General features: G+C 44.6%; 9 protein-coding genes, 4 tRNA genes and 3 rRNA genes. 12 read left to right on the top strand and 4 right to left on the bottom strand.

The genetic code is table 11. The features are described 5' to 3' along the window. The first annotated feature begins 169 nt into the window (after nucleotides 1-169). The 10 genes from ACMFL8_RS03500 (at nucleotide 170) to ACMFL8_RS03545 (ending at nucleotide 13,730) form a co-directional block, all read left to right on the top strand. The gene (locus tag ACMFL8_RS03500; protein WP_413190087.1) at nucleotides 170-4,525 is read left to right on the top strand and encodes an ESPR-type extended signal peptide-containing protein; all 4,356 of its coding nucleotides are present in this window, start codon (nucleotides 170-172) and stop codon (nucleotides 4,523-4,525) included. Nucleotides 4,526-5,322: 797 nt separating this feature from the next. Beyond that, nucleotides 5,323-6,861 (top strand): 16S ribosomal RNA (locus ACMFL8_RS03505). A 92-nt stretch (nucleotides 6,862-6,953) separates the two neighbouring features. Continuing rightward, a tRNA-Ile gene (locus tag ACMFL8_RS03510) sits at nucleotides 6,954-7,030 on the top strand. 10 nt (nucleotides 7,031-7,040) lie between these two features. After that, nucleotides 7,041-7,116: transfer RNA gene (locus ACMFL8_RS03515), tRNA-Ala, on the top strand. Between the two features lie 357 nt (nucleotides 7,117-7,473). After that, a 23S ribosomal RNA gene (locus ACMFL8_RS03520) occupies nucleotides 7,474-10,335 on the top strand. 188 nt (nucleotides 10,336-10,523) lie between these two features. Then, a 5S ribosomal RNA gene (gene rrf, locus ACMFL8_RS03525) occupies nucleotides 10,524-10,638 on the top strand. The 16S, 23S and 5S rRNA genes sit together here with 2 tRNA genes alongside, the layout of an rRNA operon. A gap of 171 nt (nucleotides 10,639-10,809) precedes the next feature. Continuing rightward, on the top strand, nucleotides 10,810-11,985 hold the full coding sequence (locus tag ACMFL8_RS03530; RefSeq protein ID WP_413190088.1) for a Shedu immune nuclease family protein: 1,176 nt from the start codon (nucleotides 10,810-10,812) through the stop codon (nucleotides 11,983-11,985). A gap of 77 nt (nucleotides 11,986-12,062) precedes the next feature. Next, complete coding sequence (locus tag ACMFL8_RS03535; protein ID WP_413190089.1) at nucleotides 12,063-12,476, top strand: OsmC family protein; 414 nt, start codon at nucleotides 12,063-12,065, stop codon at nucleotides 12,474-12,476. Between the two features lie 13 nt (nucleotides 12,477-12,489). Beyond that, nucleotides 12,490-12,954 carry a flavodoxin family protein gene (locus tag ACMFL8_RS03540; RefSeq protein WP_210541359.1) on the top strand — a complete coding sequence of 155 codons (465 nt, stop codon included), beginning with the start codon at nucleotides 12,490-12,492 and terminating at the stop codon, nucleotides 12,952-12,954. Nucleotides 12,955-13,055: 101 nt separating this feature from the next. Next, nucleotides 13,056-13,730, top strand: coding sequence for a DUF938 domain-containing protein (locus tag ACMFL8_RS03545; protein ID WP_413190090.1), 675 nt, complete (start codon nucleotides 13,056-13,058; stop codon nucleotides 13,728-13,730). A gap of 124 nt (nucleotides 13,731-13,854) precedes the next feature. On the opposite strand, the gene ACMFL8_RS03550 is transcribed toward ACMFL8_RS03545, so the two are convergent. Beyond that, nucleotides 13,855-14,646 carry a dienelactone hydrolase family protein gene (locus tag ACMFL8_RS03550; protein WP_413190091.1) on the bottom strand — a complete coding sequence of 264 codons (792 nt, stop codon included), beginning with the start codon at nucleotides 14,644-14,646 and terminating at the stop codon, nucleotides 13,855-13,857. 558 nt (nucleotides 14,647-15,204) lie between these two features. Here ACMFL8_RS03550 and ACMFL8_RS03555 point away from each other — a divergent pair. Beyond that, nucleotides 15,205-17,292 (top strand): catalase, encoded by a 2,088-nt coding sequence (locus ACMFL8_RS03555; protein ID WP_413190092.1) that lies wholly within the window; start codon nucleotides 15,205-15,207, stop codon nucleotides 17,290-17,292. A 303-nt stretch (nucleotides 17,293-17,595) separates the two neighbouring features. Beyond that, complete coding sequence (locus ACMFL8_RS03560) at nucleotides 17,596-18,381, top strand: MBL fold metallo-hydrolase (RefSeq protein WP_413190093.1); 786 nt, start codon at nucleotides 17,596-17,598, stop codon at nucleotides 18,379-18,381. Nucleotides 18,382-18,465: 84 nt separating this feature from the next. On the opposite strand, the gene ACMFL8_RS03565 is transcribed toward ACMFL8_RS03560, so the two are convergent. The 3 genes from ACMFL8_RS03565 to ACMFL8_RS03575 form a co-directional block, all read right to left on the bottom strand. Further along, nucleotides 18,466-18,541, bottom strand: a tRNA-Lys gene (locus ACMFL8_RS03565). Nucleotides 18,542-18,701: 160 nt separating this feature from the next. After that, nucleotides 18,702-18,777: transfer RNA gene (locus tag ACMFL8_RS03570), tRNA-Lys, on the bottom strand. 184 nt (nucleotides 18,778-18,961) lie between these two features. Further along, complete coding sequence (locus ACMFL8_RS03575; RefSeq protein WP_413191363.1) at nucleotides 18,962-20,911, bottom strand: MacB family efflux pump subunit; 1,950 nt, start codon at nucleotides 20,909-20,911, stop codon at nucleotides 18,962-18,964. Between the last annotated feature and the right edge of the window lie 114 nt (nucleotides 20,912-21,025).

Raw genomic sequence — 21,025 nt, forward strand, 5'->3', positions numbered from 1 at the left:
CCTTCTATTGGACATGCCGTTCATGGAATGCCCCAATCAATAGCTTCTTTGTTTAACTGTTTATCAACACTAACGTCTATGCCTAATAGTGCTAGCCCAACGATCAGTCTATTTGTATAGTCATCATACAGTTGCTTCGATAGTGGCTTTACATATACAGGATACTCTAATGCTAAACCATGTCTACCGCGTTATCTTTAACCGCTCAACAGGCTGCTACATGGCAGTGAGTGAACTTGCCAAATCTGGTGGCAAATCAAACCGTTCAACTCAAGTGGGTACGGTGCCAACCAGTACGACAGGCGCGATATTACGTCACCCTGCCATCGCGGTGGCGATAGGAAGTGCATTGGGGTTGATATCGATAAGTAGTCAGGCAGATGTATGTTTTCTCGATGGTGTTAATCAAACGGGTGGCAGTACTGGCAATGGTAATCAAGCTATAGCTTGTGGTTTTGGCAATGTAGCATCAGGTAGTGACAGCTCAGCAGTAGGTAGTTCTAACGAAGCATCAGGTAGTGACAGCTCAGCAATAGGTTACGACAATACAGCCTCAAAAAATTCCAGCTCAGCAATGGGTAGTCGTAACACAGCCTCAGGAAGTTTCAGTTCAGCAGTAGGTCATAGTAACACAGCCTCAGGTGGTAATAGCTCAGCACTAGGTAGTCTGAACGTAGCTTCTAAGCTGCGTAGTTCAGCGCTAGGTACTTATAATAACGCTTCGGGAGAACGTAGCTCAGCAGTGGGGTATGGTAATACTGCATTAAGTAGTGATAGTTCAGCAGTAGGTTCTAATAATAGATCAAACGGAATAGAAAGCTCAGCAGTAGGTAGTAGTAACACAGCCTCAGGTCGTTCGAGCTCAGCAGTAGGCAGTGATAATGAAGCCTCAGGTAGTGACAGCTCAGCATTAGGTTTCAACAACACAGCCTCAGGTTTTGCAAGCTCAGCAGTAGGTCGTAGTAACACAGCCTCAGGAGTTTACAGCTTAGCAATGGGTTTTGAAAATGAAGCCTCAGCAAATTTCAGCTCAGCAGTTGGTCATAACAACACAGCCTCAGGAGTTTACAGCTCAGCAGTTGGTTTTGAAAATGAAGCCGGGGATTTTAGCTCAGCAGTGGGTTTTGTCAACGAAGCCTCAGGACGTTTTAGCTCAGCAATAGGTAGTTTCAACACAGCCTCAGGTTTTAATAGCTCAGCGGTGGGTAGTTCTAACACAGTATCAGAGGCAGGCGCTGCTGCTATTGGTAGTGGTAGCGAAGATACGCGAGTTGCAGTAGCAAATGCAGTGGTGCAAGCTGAGTTTACTGCTGCGACAACCCCTATACAAACAGACTTTAATGGTCGACGTTTTAAAGACGATGGTAATGGTGGTCGAATTTTTGAGTTTGCAGATGCTGATTACGAAGACTTAGGCATAGGCGCAACCGCAAGTGGCATCCGCGCAACCGCTATCGGTAATACCTCAGTCGCAAGCGCTCGTGATAGCCTAGCCATAGGTACAGGGTCAACGGCTGATATTCGTAATAGCATTGCTCTAGGTGCACAGAGTACTACAACAGTAGATGCAGGCGTACAGGGGTTTGGTGCGGACACCAGAACCACGCCAGTATGGCAGTCTACTTTAGCGGCAGTCAGTGTCGGTGATACTAGCGATGCTGATCCTGCCAACTGGCAGACGCGCCAAATTACAGGCGTGGCAGCAGGTACGACAGATACCGATGCAGTCAATGTGGCTCAGCTGAAGCAAGTCGCAGAGTCAAGCGGTGATACCACGCGTTATGTGAGTATTAACTCAACTGAGACAGGCGCAGGCTCTAATCGCGACAATGATGGCGCGACGGGTACTGATGCTGTTGCTATCGGTGTTCGTAGTCAAGCATCAGGTAATGAAAGCTCAGCAGTGGGCTATTTTAATGAAGCATCAGGAGATTTCAGCTCAGCAGTTGGTTATAGCAATGAAGCCTCAAGAGGTTTCAGCTCAGCAGTTGGTAATGATAATACAGCCTCAGGTTTTTCAAGCTCAGCAGTAGGTTATTCGAATGAAGCATCAGGAAGTTCCAGCTCAGCGATTGGAAGCTCTAATAAAGCCTCCAAGAACTCCAGCTCAGCAGTCGGTTATTTTAATGAAGCCTCAGGAGGTTTCAGCTCAGCGATGGGTAGTAATAACACAGCCTCAGGTGGCTTTAGCTCAGCATTAGGCTATATCAATAACGCTTCAGGTATCCTTAGCTCAGCGGTTGGTGTTTCAAACACAGCCTCAGGTAATAATAGCTCAGCAGTAGGACTTAATAATGTAGCCTCAGGTGATGATGGCTCAGCAGTTGGTCGTGGCAACACAGCCTCAGGTAATGAAAGCTCAGCGCTAGGGAATCGTAATACAGCCTCAGGTTTTAATAGCTCAGCGTTAGGTAGCCGTAACACAGCCTCAGAATCAGGCGCGACTGCCGTTGGTAGTGGTAGCCTTTTTACACAGGTGCCAGTAGTAGGTGCAGTAGTACAAGCTGAGTTTACTGCTGCGACAACCACTATACAAACATACTTTAATGGTCGACGCTTTAAAGATGATGGTAATGGTGGTCAGATATTTGAGTTCGCAGCAGCAGACTATGAAGCTCTCGGCATAGGCGCCACCGCGAGCGGCATTCGCGCGACAGCTATCGGTAACTCATCAGTTGCAAGCGGTCGTGACAGCCTAGCGATGGGTACAGGGTCGACGGCTGACATTCGCAACAGTATCGCTTTAGGCAGCCAAAGCGTCACCACAGTCGATGCAGGCGTAGCAGGATTTGGTGCTGACACTAGAACCACGCCAGTATGGCAATCAACATTAGCCGCAGTGAGTGTCGGAGATACCTCTGATGCTGATAGCGCTAATTGGCAGACGCGCCAAATTACAGGCGTGGCAGCAGGTACGACAGATACCGATGCAGTCAATGTGGCTCAGTTGAAGCGTACAGAGACCAACTACAGCACAGCGTTGGGAGGTGGTGCGTCTTTTGGTGCTAATGGCGCTTTTCAAGCACCAACTTATCGTATCAATAAGACTGACTACAGTGATGTCGGTTCAGCATTTACCGCAGTGGATGGCAGGTTGACAGATTTGCAAGGACAAATAACCAACATCGCATTAACCCCTGGACCTAAAGGGGACAAAGGCGATAAAGGTGAAACTGGCCCTCAAGGTCTAGCAGGGTCTGACGGCATCAATGGAACAAACGGTATTGACGGTCAGAATGGTACTAATGGCGTAGACGGCATTAATGGTCAAGATGGTGCTGATGGAGCTCAAGGTCCAGCAGGTCAAAACGGAACAGATGGTTTAAATGGCACTAATGGTGTTGATGGGATCAACGGTCAGAATGGTACTAATGGCGTAGACGGCGTTAATGGTCAAGATGGTGCTGATGGCACTAACGGTAAAGACGGTGTTGATGGTGCTCAAGGACTTACAGGTCAGGATGGTATCGACGGCGCTAAAGGAGACAAAGGTGATTCAGGTATTAGCGAAGAAGCTAAAATTGAATTAGAAAGTAAAATCGAAGACAGCCAAGCTCGATTCTTTAGCGTTAATGGCTCTAGTGACAGTGAAGATGCAGGTAATTATAACGGTAATGGCGCTACTGCTGACGGTGCGATAGCGATCGGGGTTAACGCTCAATCTAAAGGTAAGGACAGCATCGCCATAGGCACTAATAATACAGTGACTGGCGATCAATCTACCAGCGTGGGTAATGGCAACATCATTTCAGGTGATCGCTCAGGTGCATTTGGAGATCCTAATATTGTTGGTGGTAACGCCAATTATGCAGTTGGTAACGACAACATCATTGGTGATACTACCAGTAACTCAGTAGTACTAGGTAGCAACGCAACAGTGGGTGCTACAGCGGTAACAGTTGATACCAATAGTTCACCAACTTTTGCGAACGAGACTAATGCCTCAAACTCCGTTGCTATCGGTGAGTCGGTGAACGTCCAAGCAGCCAATGCAGTGGCTATCGGTGCTAATAGCAGTGTGACTAATGATAACTCTGTCGCGTTAGGCGCAGGATCACAGACCAGTGCTGATAACACCGTATCGGTGGGTAGCGCGACTAACCAGCGCCGAATTACCAATGTTGCTGCTGGTGTTGACTCCCATGACGCAGTCAATCTGGCACAGAGCCAAGCGGGCGATAGTCAAACTTTAGATACTGCTAATGACTATACCAATCAGCGTTTTGCAACAATCGATCAGAACTTAAACTCATTTAGGGGCGATGTGGATTCACGCTTCAAAGAGCAAGATCAGCGTATCGATAAAGTCGGAGCGATGAGCGCTGCTATTCAAAACATGGGTACTAGTGTGAGTGGAATGAATCAGCGCAATCGCATAGGTCTAGGTATGGGCTTTCAAGGAGGCGAGCAAGCAGTAGCTATCGGTTATCAGCGTGTAGTTTCTGATAACACGTCATTGACCTTTAGTGGTGCCTTTAGTGACGATGAATCATCTGCAGGGGTAGGTGTAGGTTTTGGCTGGTAAATAAACGACTAAATCAATACCTCTCTAATCTACATATTAAGAAAAGCCAGTTCTGAACTGGCTTTTCTTAATTCCTATAAGGCTTATATCGTCCTACTAGCCATTTGATAGCAATGTTTTGTACATACAATACTCTCAGTGCGCTGGTTCAAATGTTTAAAATAATAGTCTAAAATATATAAACTGATTCTATCTAGCTAAGATAAGTCTATCAAACCCCTTGACCCAGTCTTAAAACCCCGTATAATGCGCCCTAGTCGAAAGGGAAGGCTGTTTAGAATGAGTGATGAGACATTTACTTCAAACTAAATAGAAATTATCTCTTGACACGAGATTTAAAGCGTCTATAATACGCCCTCATCAAGACGAGCTGGAAGTAACTAGTGTGTAGATTACACATTAATAACCCAGTTAACCTGATGAAACAAATTATAAAAAAGCTTGACAATCCCAATCATTATGATAAGATAGTCGGCTCGCTAGATAGCTTAACCCGCAAGGGTTTGAGACTAAACAGCAAGAGAGATACCCAATATATCAGTTACTGGACGACAGTGATTGAGCACTATTTAAAAGCATAACTAAAGAACAACTTGTGTGGATTTTTGCTGATTCAGAATGCTAAAAAATAAAGTTGGTTTTAGCTCCTTTTCGGAGTTCATTCTAACTATAAAAATTATCATTTAAGATAGCAGAAAAACTCAAAGTTAATTCATTACGAACATAATTTTTAGCGATTTTGCCAGATTAGATGAGCCAAGTTTAGAAGTCTCTTTAAAGGACTTCATAGCAAGATTAAACTGAAGAGTTTGATCATGGCTCAGATTGAACGCTGGCGGCAGGCTTAACACATGCAAGTCGAGCGGAAACGATGATAGCTTGCTATCAGGCGTCGAGCGGCGGACGGGTGAGTAATACTTAGGAATCTACCTAGTAGTGGGGGATAGCACGGGGAAACTCGTATTAATACCGCATACGACCTACGGGAGAAAGGGGGCAGTTTACTGCTCTCGCTATTAGATGAGCCTAAGTCGGATTAGCTAGATGGTGGGGTAAAGGCCTACCATGGCGACGATCTGTAGCTGGTCTGAGAGGATGATCAGCCACACCGGGACTGAGACACGGCCCGGACTCCTACGGGAGGCAGCAGTGGGGAATATTGGACAATGGGGGAAACCCTGATCCAGCCATGCCGCGTGTGTGAAGAAGGCCTTTTGGTTGTAAAGCACTTTAAGCAGTGAAGAAGACTCCGTGGTTAATACCCACGGACGATGACATTAGCTGCAGAATAAGCACCGGCTAACTCTGTGCCAGCAGCCGCGGTAATACAGAGGGTGCAAGCGTTAATCGGAATTACTGGGCGTAAAGGGAGCGTAGGTGGCTCGATAAGTCAGATGTGAAATCCCCGGGCTCAACCTGGGAACTGCATCTGATACTGTTGAGCTAGAGTATGTGAGAGGAAGGTAGAATTCCAGGTGTAGCGGTGAAATGCGTAGAGATCTGGAGGAATACCGATGGCGAAGGCAGCCTTCTGGCATAATACTGACACTGAGGCTCGAAAGCGTGGGTAGCAAACAGGATTAGATACCCTGGTAGTCCACGCCGTAAACGATGTCTACTAGTCGTTGGGTCCCTTGAGGACTTAGTGACGCAGCTAACGCAATAAGTAGACCGCCTGGGGAGTACGGCCGCAAGGTTAAAACTCAAATGAATTGACGGGGGCCCGCACAAGCGGTGGAGCATGTGGTTTAATTCGATGCAACGCGAAGAACCTTACCTGGTCTTGACATATCTAGAATCCTGCAGAGATGCGGGAGTGCCTTCGGGAATTAGAATACAGGTGCTGCATGGCTGTCGTCAGCTCGTGTCGTGAGATGTTGGGTTAAGTCCCGCAACGAGCGCAACCCTTGTCCTTAGTTACCAGCGGGTTAAGCCGGGAACTCTAAGGATACTGCCAGTGACAAACTGGAGGAAGGCGGGGACGACGTCAAGTCATCATGGCCCTTACGACCAGGGCTACACACGTGCTACAATGGTAGGTACAGAGGGCAGCTACACAGCGATGTGATGCGAATCTCAAAAAGCCTATCGTAGTCCAGATTGGAGTCTGCAACTCGACTCCATGAAGTAGGAATCGCTAGTAATCGCGGATCAGAATGCCGCGGTGAATACGTTCCCGGGCCTTGTACACACCGCCCGTCACACCATGGGAGTTGATTGCACCAGAAGTGGATAGCTTAACCTTCGGGGAGGCGTTCACCACGGTGTGGTTGATGACTGGGGTGAAGTCGTAACAAGGTAGCCGTAGGGGAACCTGCGGCTGGATCACCTCCTTATAGATGGCATTCGGTCAGCAAGAATTCACAACAAGTTGTTCTTTAGTTTAGCTAGTATTTATTATTAGCGCTTTGCCTTTACAGGCAGACACAGGCCTGTAGCTCAGCTGGTTAGAGCACCGTGTTGATAACGCGGGGGTCGGCAGTTCAAGTCTGCCCAGGCCTACCATTTATTTTACGGGGCCATAGCTCAGTTGGTAGAGCGCCTGCCTTGCACGCAGGAGGTCAACGGTTCGACTCCGTTTGGCTCCACCATAATAAATACGATAGTAAATATATTAAACAAGCATAAACAGAAACAAATAATTCAGATATTACATCATACGATTATTTCTTTCTGTTTTATACAGAACTTATGACTCGACGAGAGCGTAAGAACTATTTAAAAACATAGATATGAGTCTGGGTTAGGAACACGTGTTCACGCGTTGTTCCTAACCTTAATAACTCACTACTTAACGACATCAGTTGTTATCCCAGTAGTGAGTTATTAAAAAAGTAAAGAGAACTGAATCAAGCGTATAAAATTAGGTGATATCGTTATCATAATTAGACTTTATGACACTTTGAAGTTAAAACTTATTTATAAGTTAAGACTACTTGGGGTTGTATGGTCAAGTAATGAAGCGCACATGGTGGATGCCTTGGCAGTCAGAGGCGATGAAAGACGTGACAGCCTGCGATAAGCTTCGGGGAGGCGGCAATATCCTGTGATCCGGAGATTTCTGAATGGGGAAACCCACTTACCATAAGGTAGGTATCTCGTACTTGTACGAGAAGCGAACGAGGGGAAGTGAAACATCTCAGTACCCTTAGGAATAGACATCAAATGAGATTCCCCAAGTAGCGGCGAGCGAACGGGGAGAAGCCGATTAGTGCTAATGTAGAAGAACAGCGTGGGAAAGCTGACCGTAGTAGGTGATAGTCCTGTATTCGAAACATTAGCGTTAACATATTAAGTAGAGCGGGGCACGAGAAATCCTGTTTGAAGATGGGGGGACCATCCTCCAAGGCTAAATACTCCTGACTGACCGATAGTGAACCAGTACCGTGAGGGAAAGGCGAAAAGAACCCCTGTGAGGGGAGTGAAATAGAACCTGAAACCGTGTGCGTACAAGCAGTGGGAGCCTTAATTTATTAGGGTGACCGCGTACCTTTTGTATAATGGGTCAGCGACTTATGTTCTGTAGCAAGGTTAACCGTTTAGGGGAGCCGTAGGGAAACCGAGTCTTAATAGGGCGTTTAGTTGCAGGGCATAGACCCGAAACCGAGTGATCTATCCATGAGCAGGTTGAAAGTTGAGTAACATCAACCGGAGGACCGAACCCACTGTCGTTGAAAAGCCAGGGGATGACTTGTGGATAGGGGTGAAAGGCTAATCAAACTCGGTGATAGCTGGTTCTCCCCGAAAGCTATTTAGGTAGCGCCTCGGACGAACACCATTGGGGGTAGAGCACTGTTTCGGCTAGGGGGTCATACCGACTTACCAAACCGATGCAAACTCCGAATACCGATGAGTGATATCCGGGAGACACACAGTGGGTGCTAACGTCCATTGTGGAGAGGGAAACAACCCAGACCGCCAGCTAAGGCCCCAAATTCCTAGTTAAGTGGGAAACGAGGTGGGAAGGCATAGACAGCTAGGAGGTTGGCTTAGAAGCAGCCATCCTTTAAAGAAAGCGTAATAGCTCACTAGTCGAGTCGGCCCGCGCGGAAGATGTAACGGGGCTCAAACTAGGAGCCGAAGCTGCGGATTTGAATTTGTTTTCAAGTGGTAGGGGAGCGTTGTGTAAGCCTGTGAAGGTGTGTCGTAAGGCATGCTGGAGGTATCACAAGAGCGAATGCTGACGTGAGTAACGATAATGCGAGTGAAAAGCTCGCACGCCGGAAGATCAAGGGTTCCAGTCCAACGTTAATCGGGGCTGGGTGAGTCGACCCCTAAGGCGAGGCCGAAAGGCGTAGTCGATGGGAAATCAGTTAATATTCTGATACTTGTTTATAATGCGATGGAGGGACGGAGAAGGTTATGTCAGCCTGGCGTTGGTTGTCCAGGTGAAAGGATGTAGGCTTGTGGCTTAGGTAAATCCGGGCTACTACATGGCTGAGATCTGATAGCAAGCTGTACTTGTACAGCGAAGTGGCAAATACCATGCTTCCAGGAAAAGCTTCTAAGCAATAGTTATAAACGAATCGTACCCTAAACCGACACAGGTGATCAGGTAGAGAATACCAAGGCGCTTGAGAGAACTCTGCTGAAGGAACTAGGCAAAATGGTACCGTAACTTCGGGAGAAGGTACGCTGTTGATGGTGATAGGACTTGCTCCTTGAGCTGTTGACAGTCGCAGATACCAGGCTGCTGCAACTGTTTATTAAAAACACAGCACTCTGCAAACACGAAAGTGGACGTATAGGGTGTGATGCCTGCCCGGTGCTGGAAGGTTAATTGATGGGGTTAGCGTAAGCGAAGCTCTTGATCGAAGCCCCAGTAAACGGCGGCCGTAACTATAACGGTCCTAAGGTAGCGAAATTCCTTGTCGGGTAAGTTCCGACCTGCACGAATGGCATAATGATGGCAGCGCTGTCTCCAGCAGAGACTCAGTGAAATCGAAATCGCAGTGAAGATGCTGTGTACCCGCGGCTAGACGGAAAGACCCCGTGAACCTTTACTACAGCTTTACATTGAACTTTGACCTGACTTGTGCAGGATAGGTGGGAGGCTTTGAAGCAGACACGCTAGTGTTTGTGGAGCCAATCTTGAAATACCACCCTGGTCATGTTGGGGTTCTAACTCAGGTATAACAATACCGAGGACAATGTATGGTGGGTAGTTTGACTGGGGCGGTCTCCTCCTAAAGAGTAACGGAGGAGTACGAAGGTGCGCTCAGACCGGTCGGAAATCGGTCGTAGAGTATAAAGGCAAAAGCGCGCTTAACTGCGAGACCCACAAGTCGAGCAGGTACGAAAGTAGGTCTTAGTGATCCGGTGGTTCTGTATGGAAGGGCCATCGCTCAACGGATAAAAGGTACTCTGGGGATAACAGGCTGATACCGCCCAAGAGTTCATATCGACGGCGGTGTTTGGCACCTCGATGTCGGCTCATCTCATCCTAGGGCTGAAGCAGGTCCTAAGGGTATGGCTGTTCGCCATTTAAAGAGGTACGCGAGCTGGGTTTAGAACGTCGTGAGACAGTTCGGTCCCTATCTACCGTGGGCGTTGGAAATTTGAGAGGATCTGCTCCTAGTACGAGAGGACCAGAGTGGACGAACCTCTGGTGTTCGGGTTGTCACGCCAGTGGCATTGCCCGGTAGCTACGTTCGGATGGGATAACCGCTGAAAGCATCTAAGCGGGAAGCCCACCTCAAGATTAGATTTCCCTAAAGAGCCGTTGAAGACTACGACGTTGATAGGCAGGGTGTGGAAGCACAGCGATGTGTGTAGCTAACCTGTACTAATTGCTCGTTTGGCTTGACCATACAACACCCAAGTGGTTTGTATCAAAGCTCTAATTAATCTATCTTGTATAGCCTAGGCTATAGAATAAAAGAAAGAATATTTCGATATCACCTTTAACCTTGATTCAGTTAGGTTACAAGTTGGTCGACCAATAGATAATATCTTGACGTCAATAATAACAACATCAGACTCATATCTAACCCCCTTTGCTGACGACAATAGCGCGATGGTCCCACCTGATCCCTTCCCGAACTCAGAAGTGAAACATCGTAGCGCCAATGGTAGTGTGGATTCGTCCATGTGAGAGTAGGTCATCGTCAGCTCTCTATTCCTCAAAACCCCCTTTGCGAAAGCAGAGGGGGTTTTGTTTTGTCTGCGGTTTGGAAAAAAAGTTAATTTTGCTTTTGGATTTTAATAAAGTGCATAAAATAGGTTTTCTTGTTACATTGGATTTCTAGCTTTTAATAATATTAAATATTTAGAGTGTATTCAAAATGGATGACTATAAAAACCCTCAAGCTGGAAAAACATATATAAGCCCAAAACTAGATGCCTTTCGAGATTCTACTAAAAAAGTACGTATTGCTTCAAAACTAATTGAATCGCCAGATGCTTACACTTTCGTGAAGGTTAAAGATGAAGTCGTACTTCGCCACAAAGAGAATGCAAAGTCGTATATAACAGCGAAGTTTATTGAAGATTCAAGAGATGTTTTTGTACTAAATATACAGAAGTATACTGTTGGAACGGACAATCCGCATAGTCTAAGCTTTTCGTTTGTGAATGAAGAAATTGGCAAGCTTCTTGAGTTTATACATAATATACAATCAGTTAATTTAGACCGCTCATCACCAATGAACATCAAAGATGAAGAGTTGAAAAAAATTATATTATCAGATAGTCAAGCTAAGAAGATAATTCAAGAAAATCATGAATTGCTTACTGAGGTACTTCGTTCGGAAGTCACAAAAGAAGATATTATTTCAGTAGGATTTCGAAAGAAGCAACTTGAGTGGTATGAAAAATTATTAAATGACTCAAAATGGTTTGAAGAAATTAAAGACAGAAAAAAAACAACCAATGAAGGACTTTGGCAGTATTACTTCGAGAAAAATCCTTGGATATTCGGTTATGGCCTTGGCTATATTTTCATAGAAGGATTAGACGACAAAAAACTAGAACAGGTAGTGCAAGGTCACAACGTAAATAGTCATGGTAAGCGTGTTGATGCTCTTATGAAGACCAAAGGTATTATATCAAACCTTTGCTTTGTAGAGATAAAAACGCATACAACTCAATTGCTTGACTCTAAGCCATATAGAACTGGTTGTTGGGCACCTTCAAAAGAGTTGGCTGGTGCAATCGCTCAAGTACAAGGAACGGTAGCTTCTGCTGTCGATAGTCTCACTAACAAGGTTAGTGTAAACGATAAGTTAGGTAATCCAAAAGGTGAAGATATATATAATTATCAGCCGAAAGCTTATCTCGTGATTGGAAATATGGGAGAGTTCTTGACTGAGAATGGAATAAATAAAGATAAACTTAGATCATTCGAGCTTTTTAGAAAAAATATATCAAGCCCAGAAATAATTACTTTTGATGAGTTATATGAACGTGCTAGATTCATTGTGCTTCATAATCAAAATCAGCAGGGTGCTGCAAGCGAATAACCTGTTTTTTTAATTCTGATGTAAGTGAATTTTTTTCGTATGAACTTATCGCTACAATAACCATCAAAGAGAACCCTATGACAACTTCAAAAGTAACTTATCAAGGTGATCTACGTACCACCGCGATTCACTTGCAATCAAATAATGAGATTATCACTGATGCGCCAATTGATAATCACGGCAAAGGTGAAGCGTTTTCGCCGACTGATTTATTAGCGACTAGCTTAGCCAGTTGCATGTTGACGATTATTGGTATTAAAGCCCGCGATATGGACATTGATATTGCAGGTACTACAGCTGACGTAACTAAAGTAATGGCAGCAGATCCAAGACGGGTTAGTGAAGTGCATGTTGCTATTACTTTTAATCAAGAGTTAGATGATAAAACGCAAAAGATATTTTATAACACTGCCCTGACTTGTCCAGTAGCTAAGAGTATTCATCCTGATATTACTCAGAACATCACTTTTAGATGTGCAAAACCGCTTTGATAAGGTGATTACTATGGCTGTTAAAACGCTACTTATCGTCGCTCACGCGCCATCGCCCAATACTCAGAAATTGGCGCAGGCCGCTTTCGATGGTGCCAATCATCCTGATATAGATATCAACGTCATTTTGAAATCACCACAGGATACACAGCCTGAAGACGTGTTGGCAGCTGACGCGCTACTACTAGGTACGACTGAAAATCTAGCATATATGGCAGGGCTGACCAAAGACTTTTTTGATCGTTGCTATTATCCAGTGCTAGAAGAAAAGCAAGGTATGCCCTTTGCGTTGTATATACGAGCAGGCCATGATGGTACGGGTACTAAGCTTGCGATGAAAACGATTACGACGGGACTGCGTTGGTCATGGATCCAAGAGGCGCTGATACTACAAGGTGATTGGCAAGATAGCTTTGTTGAGCAAGTAGAAGAGCTTGCTATGACGCTAGCAGCTGGGGTAGAGGCGGGTATTTACTAGTAGTGAGATGTTCGGCGATGACTGAGTTAATATTTGATGATGCTCATTAATCTATCGAAATCAATGCTAAGAAAATAATAGACGGTCTGGAGAGAGTAGTGATGCATGACGCTAATCTAAATAGTGACAATCTGAATAATAAAGTGGATATTTCTGCATTGCCGTTTTCTCAAGCGTGTGAGAATAATAAAAAGCCCATCCTGGAAGTACTCGAAAGCAAGCTACAAGGATTTAATCATGTACTAGAGATTGGCTCTGGAACGGGTCAGCATAGCGTGTATTTTGCACCAAACTTACCTTATCTCAAATGGCAAACCAGCGATGTTATTAGTAATCATCGGCACATTCATGCTTGGCACAGTGCCTATCCTGCGCCCAAGTTATCTCTGCCATTGGCGTTTGATTTGGCGCAAGATTCGGTACCTGTTAGTAGTCATTTAGATAACAATGATATAGCCAAACCTTATGATGTGATATTTACGGCAAATACTTTGCATATTATTAGTTGGGCTTTGGTTAAACGGTTATTTGCATTGGCTGGTGATGCGCTACCTGTTGATGGTAAGCTGATTGTATATGGCCCTTTCAATGAGCATGGTAACTATACCAGTGAGGGGAATCAGCGATTTGATGCGATGTTGAGAGCAGGCAACCCTGACAGCGGCATTCGCGATAAAGAAGACGTTGTTAGTCTAGCAAATGCTCATCATCTACAACTTTCGAAAACATATGCGATGCCTGCCAATAATCAGTTATTGGTATTTCATAAGCGCTAAGTTTGAAAGCGTTAGCAAGAATTAAATAAATAAAAAGACACCTCAATGGATCGTTATCAGATCTTGATTGAGGTGTCTTTTTTTGTCTACTTATTTGGTTACTGATATTTTTTATGCTGCTAGATTACTTATATTCTTCTGCTAAAAAATCCAAGTAACGTTTCCAAGAGCGCTGATCGGCACGTGCATCATATCTATCGCTGCCAAATACGCTAAAGGCATGTGGTGCGCCGCTATAGGTGACCATCTCATGCGGTATCTTGGCTGCTTCTAATGTCTTACCCAAAGTCGCAAAGCTCTCTAGCGAGACAGATTGGTCAGCTGAGCCGTGGAATACTAGGATTTCTCCAGTCGTATTATCATAACTTTGACCGGTTGGAATATCAAAAGCACCGTGGAAGGGCACAAATGCTTTTTGCTCAAAGCCTGAGCGTGCTAACTCTAACGCGACTGTACCGCCAAAACAATAACCCATAGTCGTGCCTTTGCGCACATCATTGCCTTGTAGTTGTCCTGCCGTTAATGCCCCTGCTAATATTCGACGCATTTTATTACGATCATCATATAGCTCGCCAGTTAGGCGTTTGTTTTCTTCTATAGAAGTTGGACGAATGCCTTGTCCAAACATATCGGCTGCCAATACGTTGTAGCCTTCAGCCGCTAACATATCGGCACGTTTGCGCTCATAGTCAGTTAGACCATCCCAATCATGAATCAATAAGATAAAAGGTGCATTTGGTTTATCTGCCTTGGCGTAATAGCCTTCGTATGCTTTATCATCGACCGTATAGGTAACGTTTTTGGTTGTGATAGCAGCAGCTGTCTGACTGAACGTTAATGCCGTTAGACCCATTGACGCGCCTACTAGCAAGGAGTGATAAGGTTTTTTAGTCGGGGAGCTTAGAGTTGGTAACATAATGGATTGCCTTATAGTTATATAAAATAGTCGCATCGTCAAATCCATATAAACCCGCTACATCGTCATCCTCGCTAACCATAATAATGTATAGCTTGCGCTCGGTTTTCTTGTATCGAAATTATTTGAATCCAACGATATAAAAAAGATAAATATAAGGCTAAAACCATGCCAATTTATTTATCAATAGTCTCTGATACTTCATAAAAAGCATACCTTAAAGAATAACTACATTACAAGATTCTATTGTTAACGTTGATGCTCTTTTAACGCCTTCTAAAATACTGGTTCATAGCGACTGTAAACCTTAACCAAACATCAACAAGGTTTACTATATACGCAACTATATTTGACTTAATTTTTGGGTAGTATAAGTCCTAAGCCTATTATTCCTTTATGAATTTTAGTGCTTTATAAATTTAGCGCTAGGCAATGCTGAAGACACAGACAAATAATTGACAGATGAAGTCATCATTATCTCAAAGGATATCAAACCTGTGTAGGCACTCTTTTAGTGGTTTAAAAAGAGCATTCTCAATCTATTAGCTAGGACTTTTTATGAATAATAATATCGATCATACTGACCCCGCCAAAGACATGAATACTGAACGTGGCAACGGTGGCGAAACCCATCAACGCGCAGGTAATGACACCAAAGTATTGACCACGCAACAAGGTGTGGCTATCGCTGACAACCAAAACTCTCTAAAAGCAGGCTCACGTGGGCCGACGCTGTTAGAGGATTTTGTGCTACGTGAAAAAATCAATCATTTTGACCATGAGCGCATCCCTGAGCGTATCGTCCATGCTCGTGGTAGCGCGGCACACGGTTATTTTGAGCTGACAGAGTCATTAGAAGAATATACGACTGCCAAAGTGTTGACCGAAACAGGCAAGCAAACGCCATTGTTTACGCGTTTCTCAACGGTAGCGGGTAATAAAGGCTCAAAAGATACGCCACGTGATGTGCGCGGTTTTGCTGTGAAAATATATACAGAAGAAGGTAACTGGGATATCGTTGGTAACAACATGCCAATCTTCTTTATCCAAGATGCAATGAAGTTTCCAGATTTGATCCATGCGGTAAAACCAGAACCAGATCGCGGTTTCCCGCAAGCAGCTTCTGCTCATGATACGTTTTGGGATTTTGTCTCGTTAAGTCCTGAAACCATGCACAATCTAATTTGGCTGATGAGTGATCGTGGTCTACCACGTAGCCTACGCATGATGGAAGGCTTTGGTATTCACAGCTATCGCTTAATCAATAAAGACGGTAAGAGCACCTTTGTACGTTTTCATTGGAAACCAGTATTAGGCGTACAGTCAACCACATGGGATGAGGCAATAAAAATATCAGGTGCTGATCCTGACTATCATCGCCGCGACTTGTTTGAGTCAATCAACAATGGTGACTATCCTGAGTGGGAGTTTGGCGTACAGTTATTTACTGAAGAAGAAGCCAACGAATTTCCATTTGACCATTTAGATGCGACCAAACTGATTCCTGAAGAATTGGTGCCAGTGAAAGTCGTGGGTAAGATGGTATTGAACCGCTATCCAGATAATTTCTTTGCAGAAACTGAGCAAGTAGCATTCTGCCCATCGCATCTGCCACCTGGTGTTGATTTTAGTAATGACCCATTATTGCAAGGTCGTCTGTTCAGTTATTTAGACACGCAGCTATCACGTCTAGGATCACCGAACTTTGCCCAGATTCCTATTAATGCACCAAAATGTCCGTTTGCTAACAATCAGCAAGATGGTCATATGCAGATGCAAGTGCCTAAGACGCGTGTACTCTATGAGCCACAAAGTCTAGATCCAACTCGTCCTCGTGAAAGCGCTAAACGTGGTTTCAACTCATTCCATGAGCAGCTAGATGATGGTGTAAAAGGTCGCGTACGTGATGAGAGCTTCGCTGATCATTACAGCCAGCCACGTATGTTCTACCGTAGTCAGACGGCTATTGAGCAAGCGCATATTGCTTCTGCTTATGCATTTGAGCTGGGCAAAGTAGATACGGCACATGTACGTACTCGTATGCTGAGTCATTTGATTCATATCGATGAAGATTTGGCCAACCGTGTAGCAACGGCGCTGGGTATGGAACTGCCAGAACCTGCTGACGCGGCTGCACCTGTACAGGATATGGCGACTTCTAAAGCACTACAAACCATTGGTCTGACGCCTGACAGTCTAAAAGGTCGTATGATCGGTATCTTGGTCGCAGAAGGCTCTAATAGTAGCGAAATTAAAAAGTTCGAAGATGCTGCTAAAGCGCAAGGCGCTAGCGTCAAAATCGTCGCCCCTAATAAAGAAGTTGTGTTGGATGATGGTACACGTATCCAAGCTGATGAGCGCCTCGCTGGTGGTCCGTCAGTGATGTTTGATGCCGTGGTTAGTATCATTATGCCAGAGCAGGCTAAGAAGCTAGCAAAAGACAGTGCAGCGCTAGATTGGTTCAATGATGCTTATGCTCATTGCAAAGCCATTGCTTATTGCGGTGCGACCGATGAATTTATCTTAAGCAAGCTGCCAATTGAAAAAGATGAATTTGTGACGCCATTGGCTGAATTAGATACCTTTATTACCAATGCCAAGTCTCGTCTATGGGAACGTGAGCCAAAGGTTCGTGACCTTGCATAATCAATAGGTAGGTAATCTCGACTACGATTTATTTTAAATACTAAATGTTTTCTTAAACCCAGCCTAAGTGCTGGGTTTTTGCTTTTTGATAGTAAAGTGAGAGTGACCATGGATAAAACTATGCATGCAGTTGTTAACCGTTATTAGTTGCATTGTCTCTGTGTACTGCATTGCTTTTGTATATAGTCACGAGCGTTCACTCAAAGTCGTTTTTTTTGGACTGACGGACGTTATACTAAAGATTGTCTATAAAATTGAATAAAAGCCTCACAATAATAACGATGAATGAGGTAGGGAATAACAATGAGTTTATGTGAAATCGTACGTTTAGAAGGCTATATCCAGAGTACCTACCTTGCGGTATATCCGGATAAAATCATGCTGCTAGATGGTGGCTGCCGTACTGATGTGACGATGGTGCTTGATTATATTAAAACGACGCTAAAGCGACCGATCACTGATCTAAAAGTAGTGGTGGTCACACACATGCATCCTGATCATGCAGGCGGGGCAAATAAATTTCGACAAGAGACTGGCTGTCTTATTGTCTCAGCGGACAAGAAAGATCAGTGGTATAGCGGTATTGGTGGGCGAGCGATGCACTTCGTAGACATAAACCTAGGGTATTATGTGGCCAGACGTCAAGGGCGACCATTTAAAAACTTGTATTATTCTGCAAGCTTGAAACCAGATATAACGGTAAAAGATGGTGAGCTTGTGCCAAAGTTTGATGAATGGCAAGTTTTAGAAACGCCGGGACATACGGATCGTGATTTGTCTTTATTTCACCTGCCTAGCCGCCAAGTATACACAGCTGATTTGATCATCAAGCTACGCCATAAATTCGTTGCACCCTTTCCTGTCTATGACCCTAAAACATACATCCAGTCTTTATACAAGATAAGAGATTTGAAACCCTCAATGGTGATGATGGCGCATGGCCGAGAGCTGGCTATGGACACAGCAGATTTTGATCATTTTATTACCCAAGCGCCTAAGCATCCACGTACGATTAAGGATACGATCAAGCATAAATTGCTATGGAGAAAAGGAGGTAACTTTAGACTCTTTAAGCGTAGGCGTGATTGATAGCTATCAATGCTCATAAATCTACACTCATAAAAAGACAGTCGAAAAAAAGCCCAGTCACAAAATGACTGGGCTTTCTAAATATGGTGGGCTGTCCGCGACTCGAACGCGGGACCAATTGATTAAAAGTCAACTGCTCTACCAACTGAGCTAACAACCCTGAAGAGTGTATAAAAAGCATTTGCTTTTTAACTCTGCAAAAGAAAATCCTATGTAACGAACTTTCTAAAAACTAAACATCTTAACGATGTCTTTTAAACTTATCTTTATTGGTCTACTACCGGATAGGGCAGAACGATTAATAAAGATCAAACTAAATATGGTGGGCTGTCCGCGACTCGAACGCGGGACCAATTGATTAAAAGTCAACTGCTCTACCAACTGAGCTAACAACCCTAACGTTTAAAGTGTTTGTATCCCTAAACGTGAGAGCACATTATATATATTATTAAGACAATTACAACCCCGTATTAGGAAAAAAGTGTAAATCTCTCGTAAAACTGCGTATTTCTTTGATTTTTTATCGTTACTTCGATATTTCGTACTGAATATTTGGCCAAAACGCTCAGGTGTCTAGGTATTAATCTCGAGACAGTGCCTCTACAGGATCCAATTTGGCTGCATTGCGCGCGGGCAAGAAACCGAAAATAACACCAATCAGCGTCGAGCAGACAAAAGCGGCAATGATAGAGGTCGGTGAGTAAATGACTTTAAAGTTATCACCGCCAACACGATTGATCAGCTCACCAATAGCAAATGCTAAGCCAATGCCTAGCAAACCACCTAAAATACAAACCAAGATAGCTTCAATCAAAAACTGCTGCATGATGTCGTTTTGACGTGCCCCTACAGCCATACGTACACCAATCTCATTGGTGCGCTCGGTGACAGACACCAGCATGATGTTCATGACCCCAATACCACCAACTATCAGTGAAATGACAGCAACAGATGATATCAATAGCGTCAAAGCACCAGTTGTCGATTCGATCGTTTGACGAATAGAGTCTGAGTTGCGAATCTGAAAATCCTCTTCGCCATGACGGTTTTGTATCAAGTCGGAAATCGCAGACTCAGCCACACTTGAAGAGATATCGTCACTTATGAGAGCCACAAACCTATCGATATTCGTACTGCCTCTAATCCGTGACATAACGGTAGTGTAGGGCATATATATGGTTGGCGTGGTTAAATCTGCACCAAAACCGCCATCATTCTCTTCCAGCACACCAATGACTCTACCAGGTACACTACCGATGAGTATCACCTCGCCAATAGGGTTATCAAGGTTTGGGAAAAAGGTTTGCTTGGCATTATCATCAATAATGACATCTTGGCTGCGTAAGTTGATGCTCTGTTCATCAAATCCTTGACCCAATGCCAATGTCTCACCAGTGACTTCTAAGTAGTCTTGACCGACTCCATTGACGGTAGACTCTTCTTGTACGCTGCGATAACGAACGCTAGAGTTGGCGTTCACCTGAGGGCTAACGCTGATAATATAAGGCTGATTGCCCACCGCTTGTGCATCTTCAGGTGTCAGGTTGTCATCGTTGTAACGTCGTCTAGGGTCGCCTCTAGGATAGCCGTCGCTGACGGTAATGGTGTTGGTACCTAGTGAGCTGATATTAGCCAAAATCTGCTGCTGAGAGCCTTGACCTAAGCCTACGATAGACACGACAGCGGCAATACCAATAATGATACCTAACATGGTCAGCAAGGTACGCATTTTATGCGCGCGCATGGCAAGCAAAGACATTTTAAACGCTTCAAGTAGCCGATCAACAAAGCTACCAAATGCGCTTTTACGATGCCCACCGAGGATAGAGGCAGGCTTTTTGTCTGTGTGCTTGTAATGCTCAGTTTGATAGTCGGCAATGATATAGCCGTCTTTTAACTCAACAATACGTTCAGCTTGCGCCGCCAAGTTGGGATCATGAGTCACCATAATAATGGTATGACCTTGTGCTTTGAGGTCATGCAAGATCTTCATGACATCTTCACCGGACTTACTATCGAGCGCGCCAGTCGGCTCATCTGCCAAGATGACATCACCACCATTCATGAGCGCACGAGCGACTGAGACTCTTTGTTGTTGTCCGCCTGACAGCTGATTTGGCCGACTATTGACCTTATCTCCAAGTCCTAAATCAGTTAAGAGCTTTTCGGCACGGTCAATTCGAGTTTCTGTATCCATGCCAGCATATACGGCAGGAACTGCTACATTGTCTTTGGCGCTAATGTCACCAAGCAGATGATAACGCTGGAAAATAAAACCAAAGTGTTCACGGCGTAGTTCAGCGAGCTCGTCAGCATCAAGCTTGCGTGCTGACTTACCATATATTTTATAGTCGCCAGCCGTCGCCTGATCGAGACAGCCCAAGATATTCATCAAAGTCGACTTGCCAGAGCCAGACTGCCCAATGATTGCCACCATTTCGCCTTGATTGATAGTCAAATCGATATCATGCAACACCCGAATCGTTTGCTCACCAGCTGCGAACTCACGAATGATGCCAGATAATTGCATGATGGGCTGGCCAGATGCCGATGAAGTACTAGGCTCTGGATTTGCTGCTGTAGTGGCAGAGCTATCGGCAGGCATGGATTGCTCTAAGTCTTGAGCCGTATCATCTTTAGGCAA

Source organism: Psychrobacter sp. AT9, assembly GCF_047272965.1.
Classification (GTDB): domain Bacteria; phylum Pseudomonadota; class Gammaproteobacteria; order Pseudomonadales; family Moraxellaceae; genus Psychrobacter; species Psychrobacter glaciei.

Excerpts from the sequence above, each read along its gene's own strand:
- ACMFL8_RS03500 (WP_413190087.1), top strand. The coding sequence starts at position 170 with ATGCTAAACCATGTCTACCGCGTTATCTTTAACCGCTCAACAGGCTGC.
- ACMFL8_RS03530 (WP_413190088.1), top strand. The coding sequence starts at position 10,810 with ATGGATGACTATAAAAACCCTCAAGCTGGAAAAACATATATAAGCCCA.
- ACMFL8_RS03535 (WP_413190089.1), top strand. The coding sequence starts at position 12,063 with ATGACAACTTCAAAAGTAACTTATCAAGGTGATCTACGTACCACCGCG.
- ACMFL8_RS03540 (WP_210541359.1), top strand. The coding sequence starts at position 12,490 with ATGGCTGTTAAAACGCTACTTATCGTCGCTCACGCGCCATCGCCCAAT.
- ACMFL8_RS03545 (WP_413190090.1), top strand. The coding sequence starts at position 13,056 with ATGCATGACGCTAATCTAAATAGTGACAATCTGAATAATAAAGTGGAT.
- ACMFL8_RS03550 (WP_413190091.1), bottom strand. The coding sequence starts at position 14,646 with ATGTTACCAACTCTAAGCTCCCCGACTAAAAAACCTTATCACTCCTTG.
- ACMFL8_RS03555 (WP_413190092.1), top strand. The coding sequence starts at position 15,205 with ATGAATAATAATATCGATCATACTGACCCCGCCAAAGACATGAATACT.
- ACMFL8_RS03560 (WP_413190093.1), top strand. The coding sequence starts at position 17,596 with ATGAGTTTATGTGAAATCGTACGTTTAGAAGGCTATATCCAGAGTACC.
- ACMFL8_RS03575 (WP_413191363.1), bottom strand. The coding sequence starts at position 20,911 with ATGCAATTATCTGGCATCATTCGTGAGTTCGCAGCTGGTGAGCAAACG.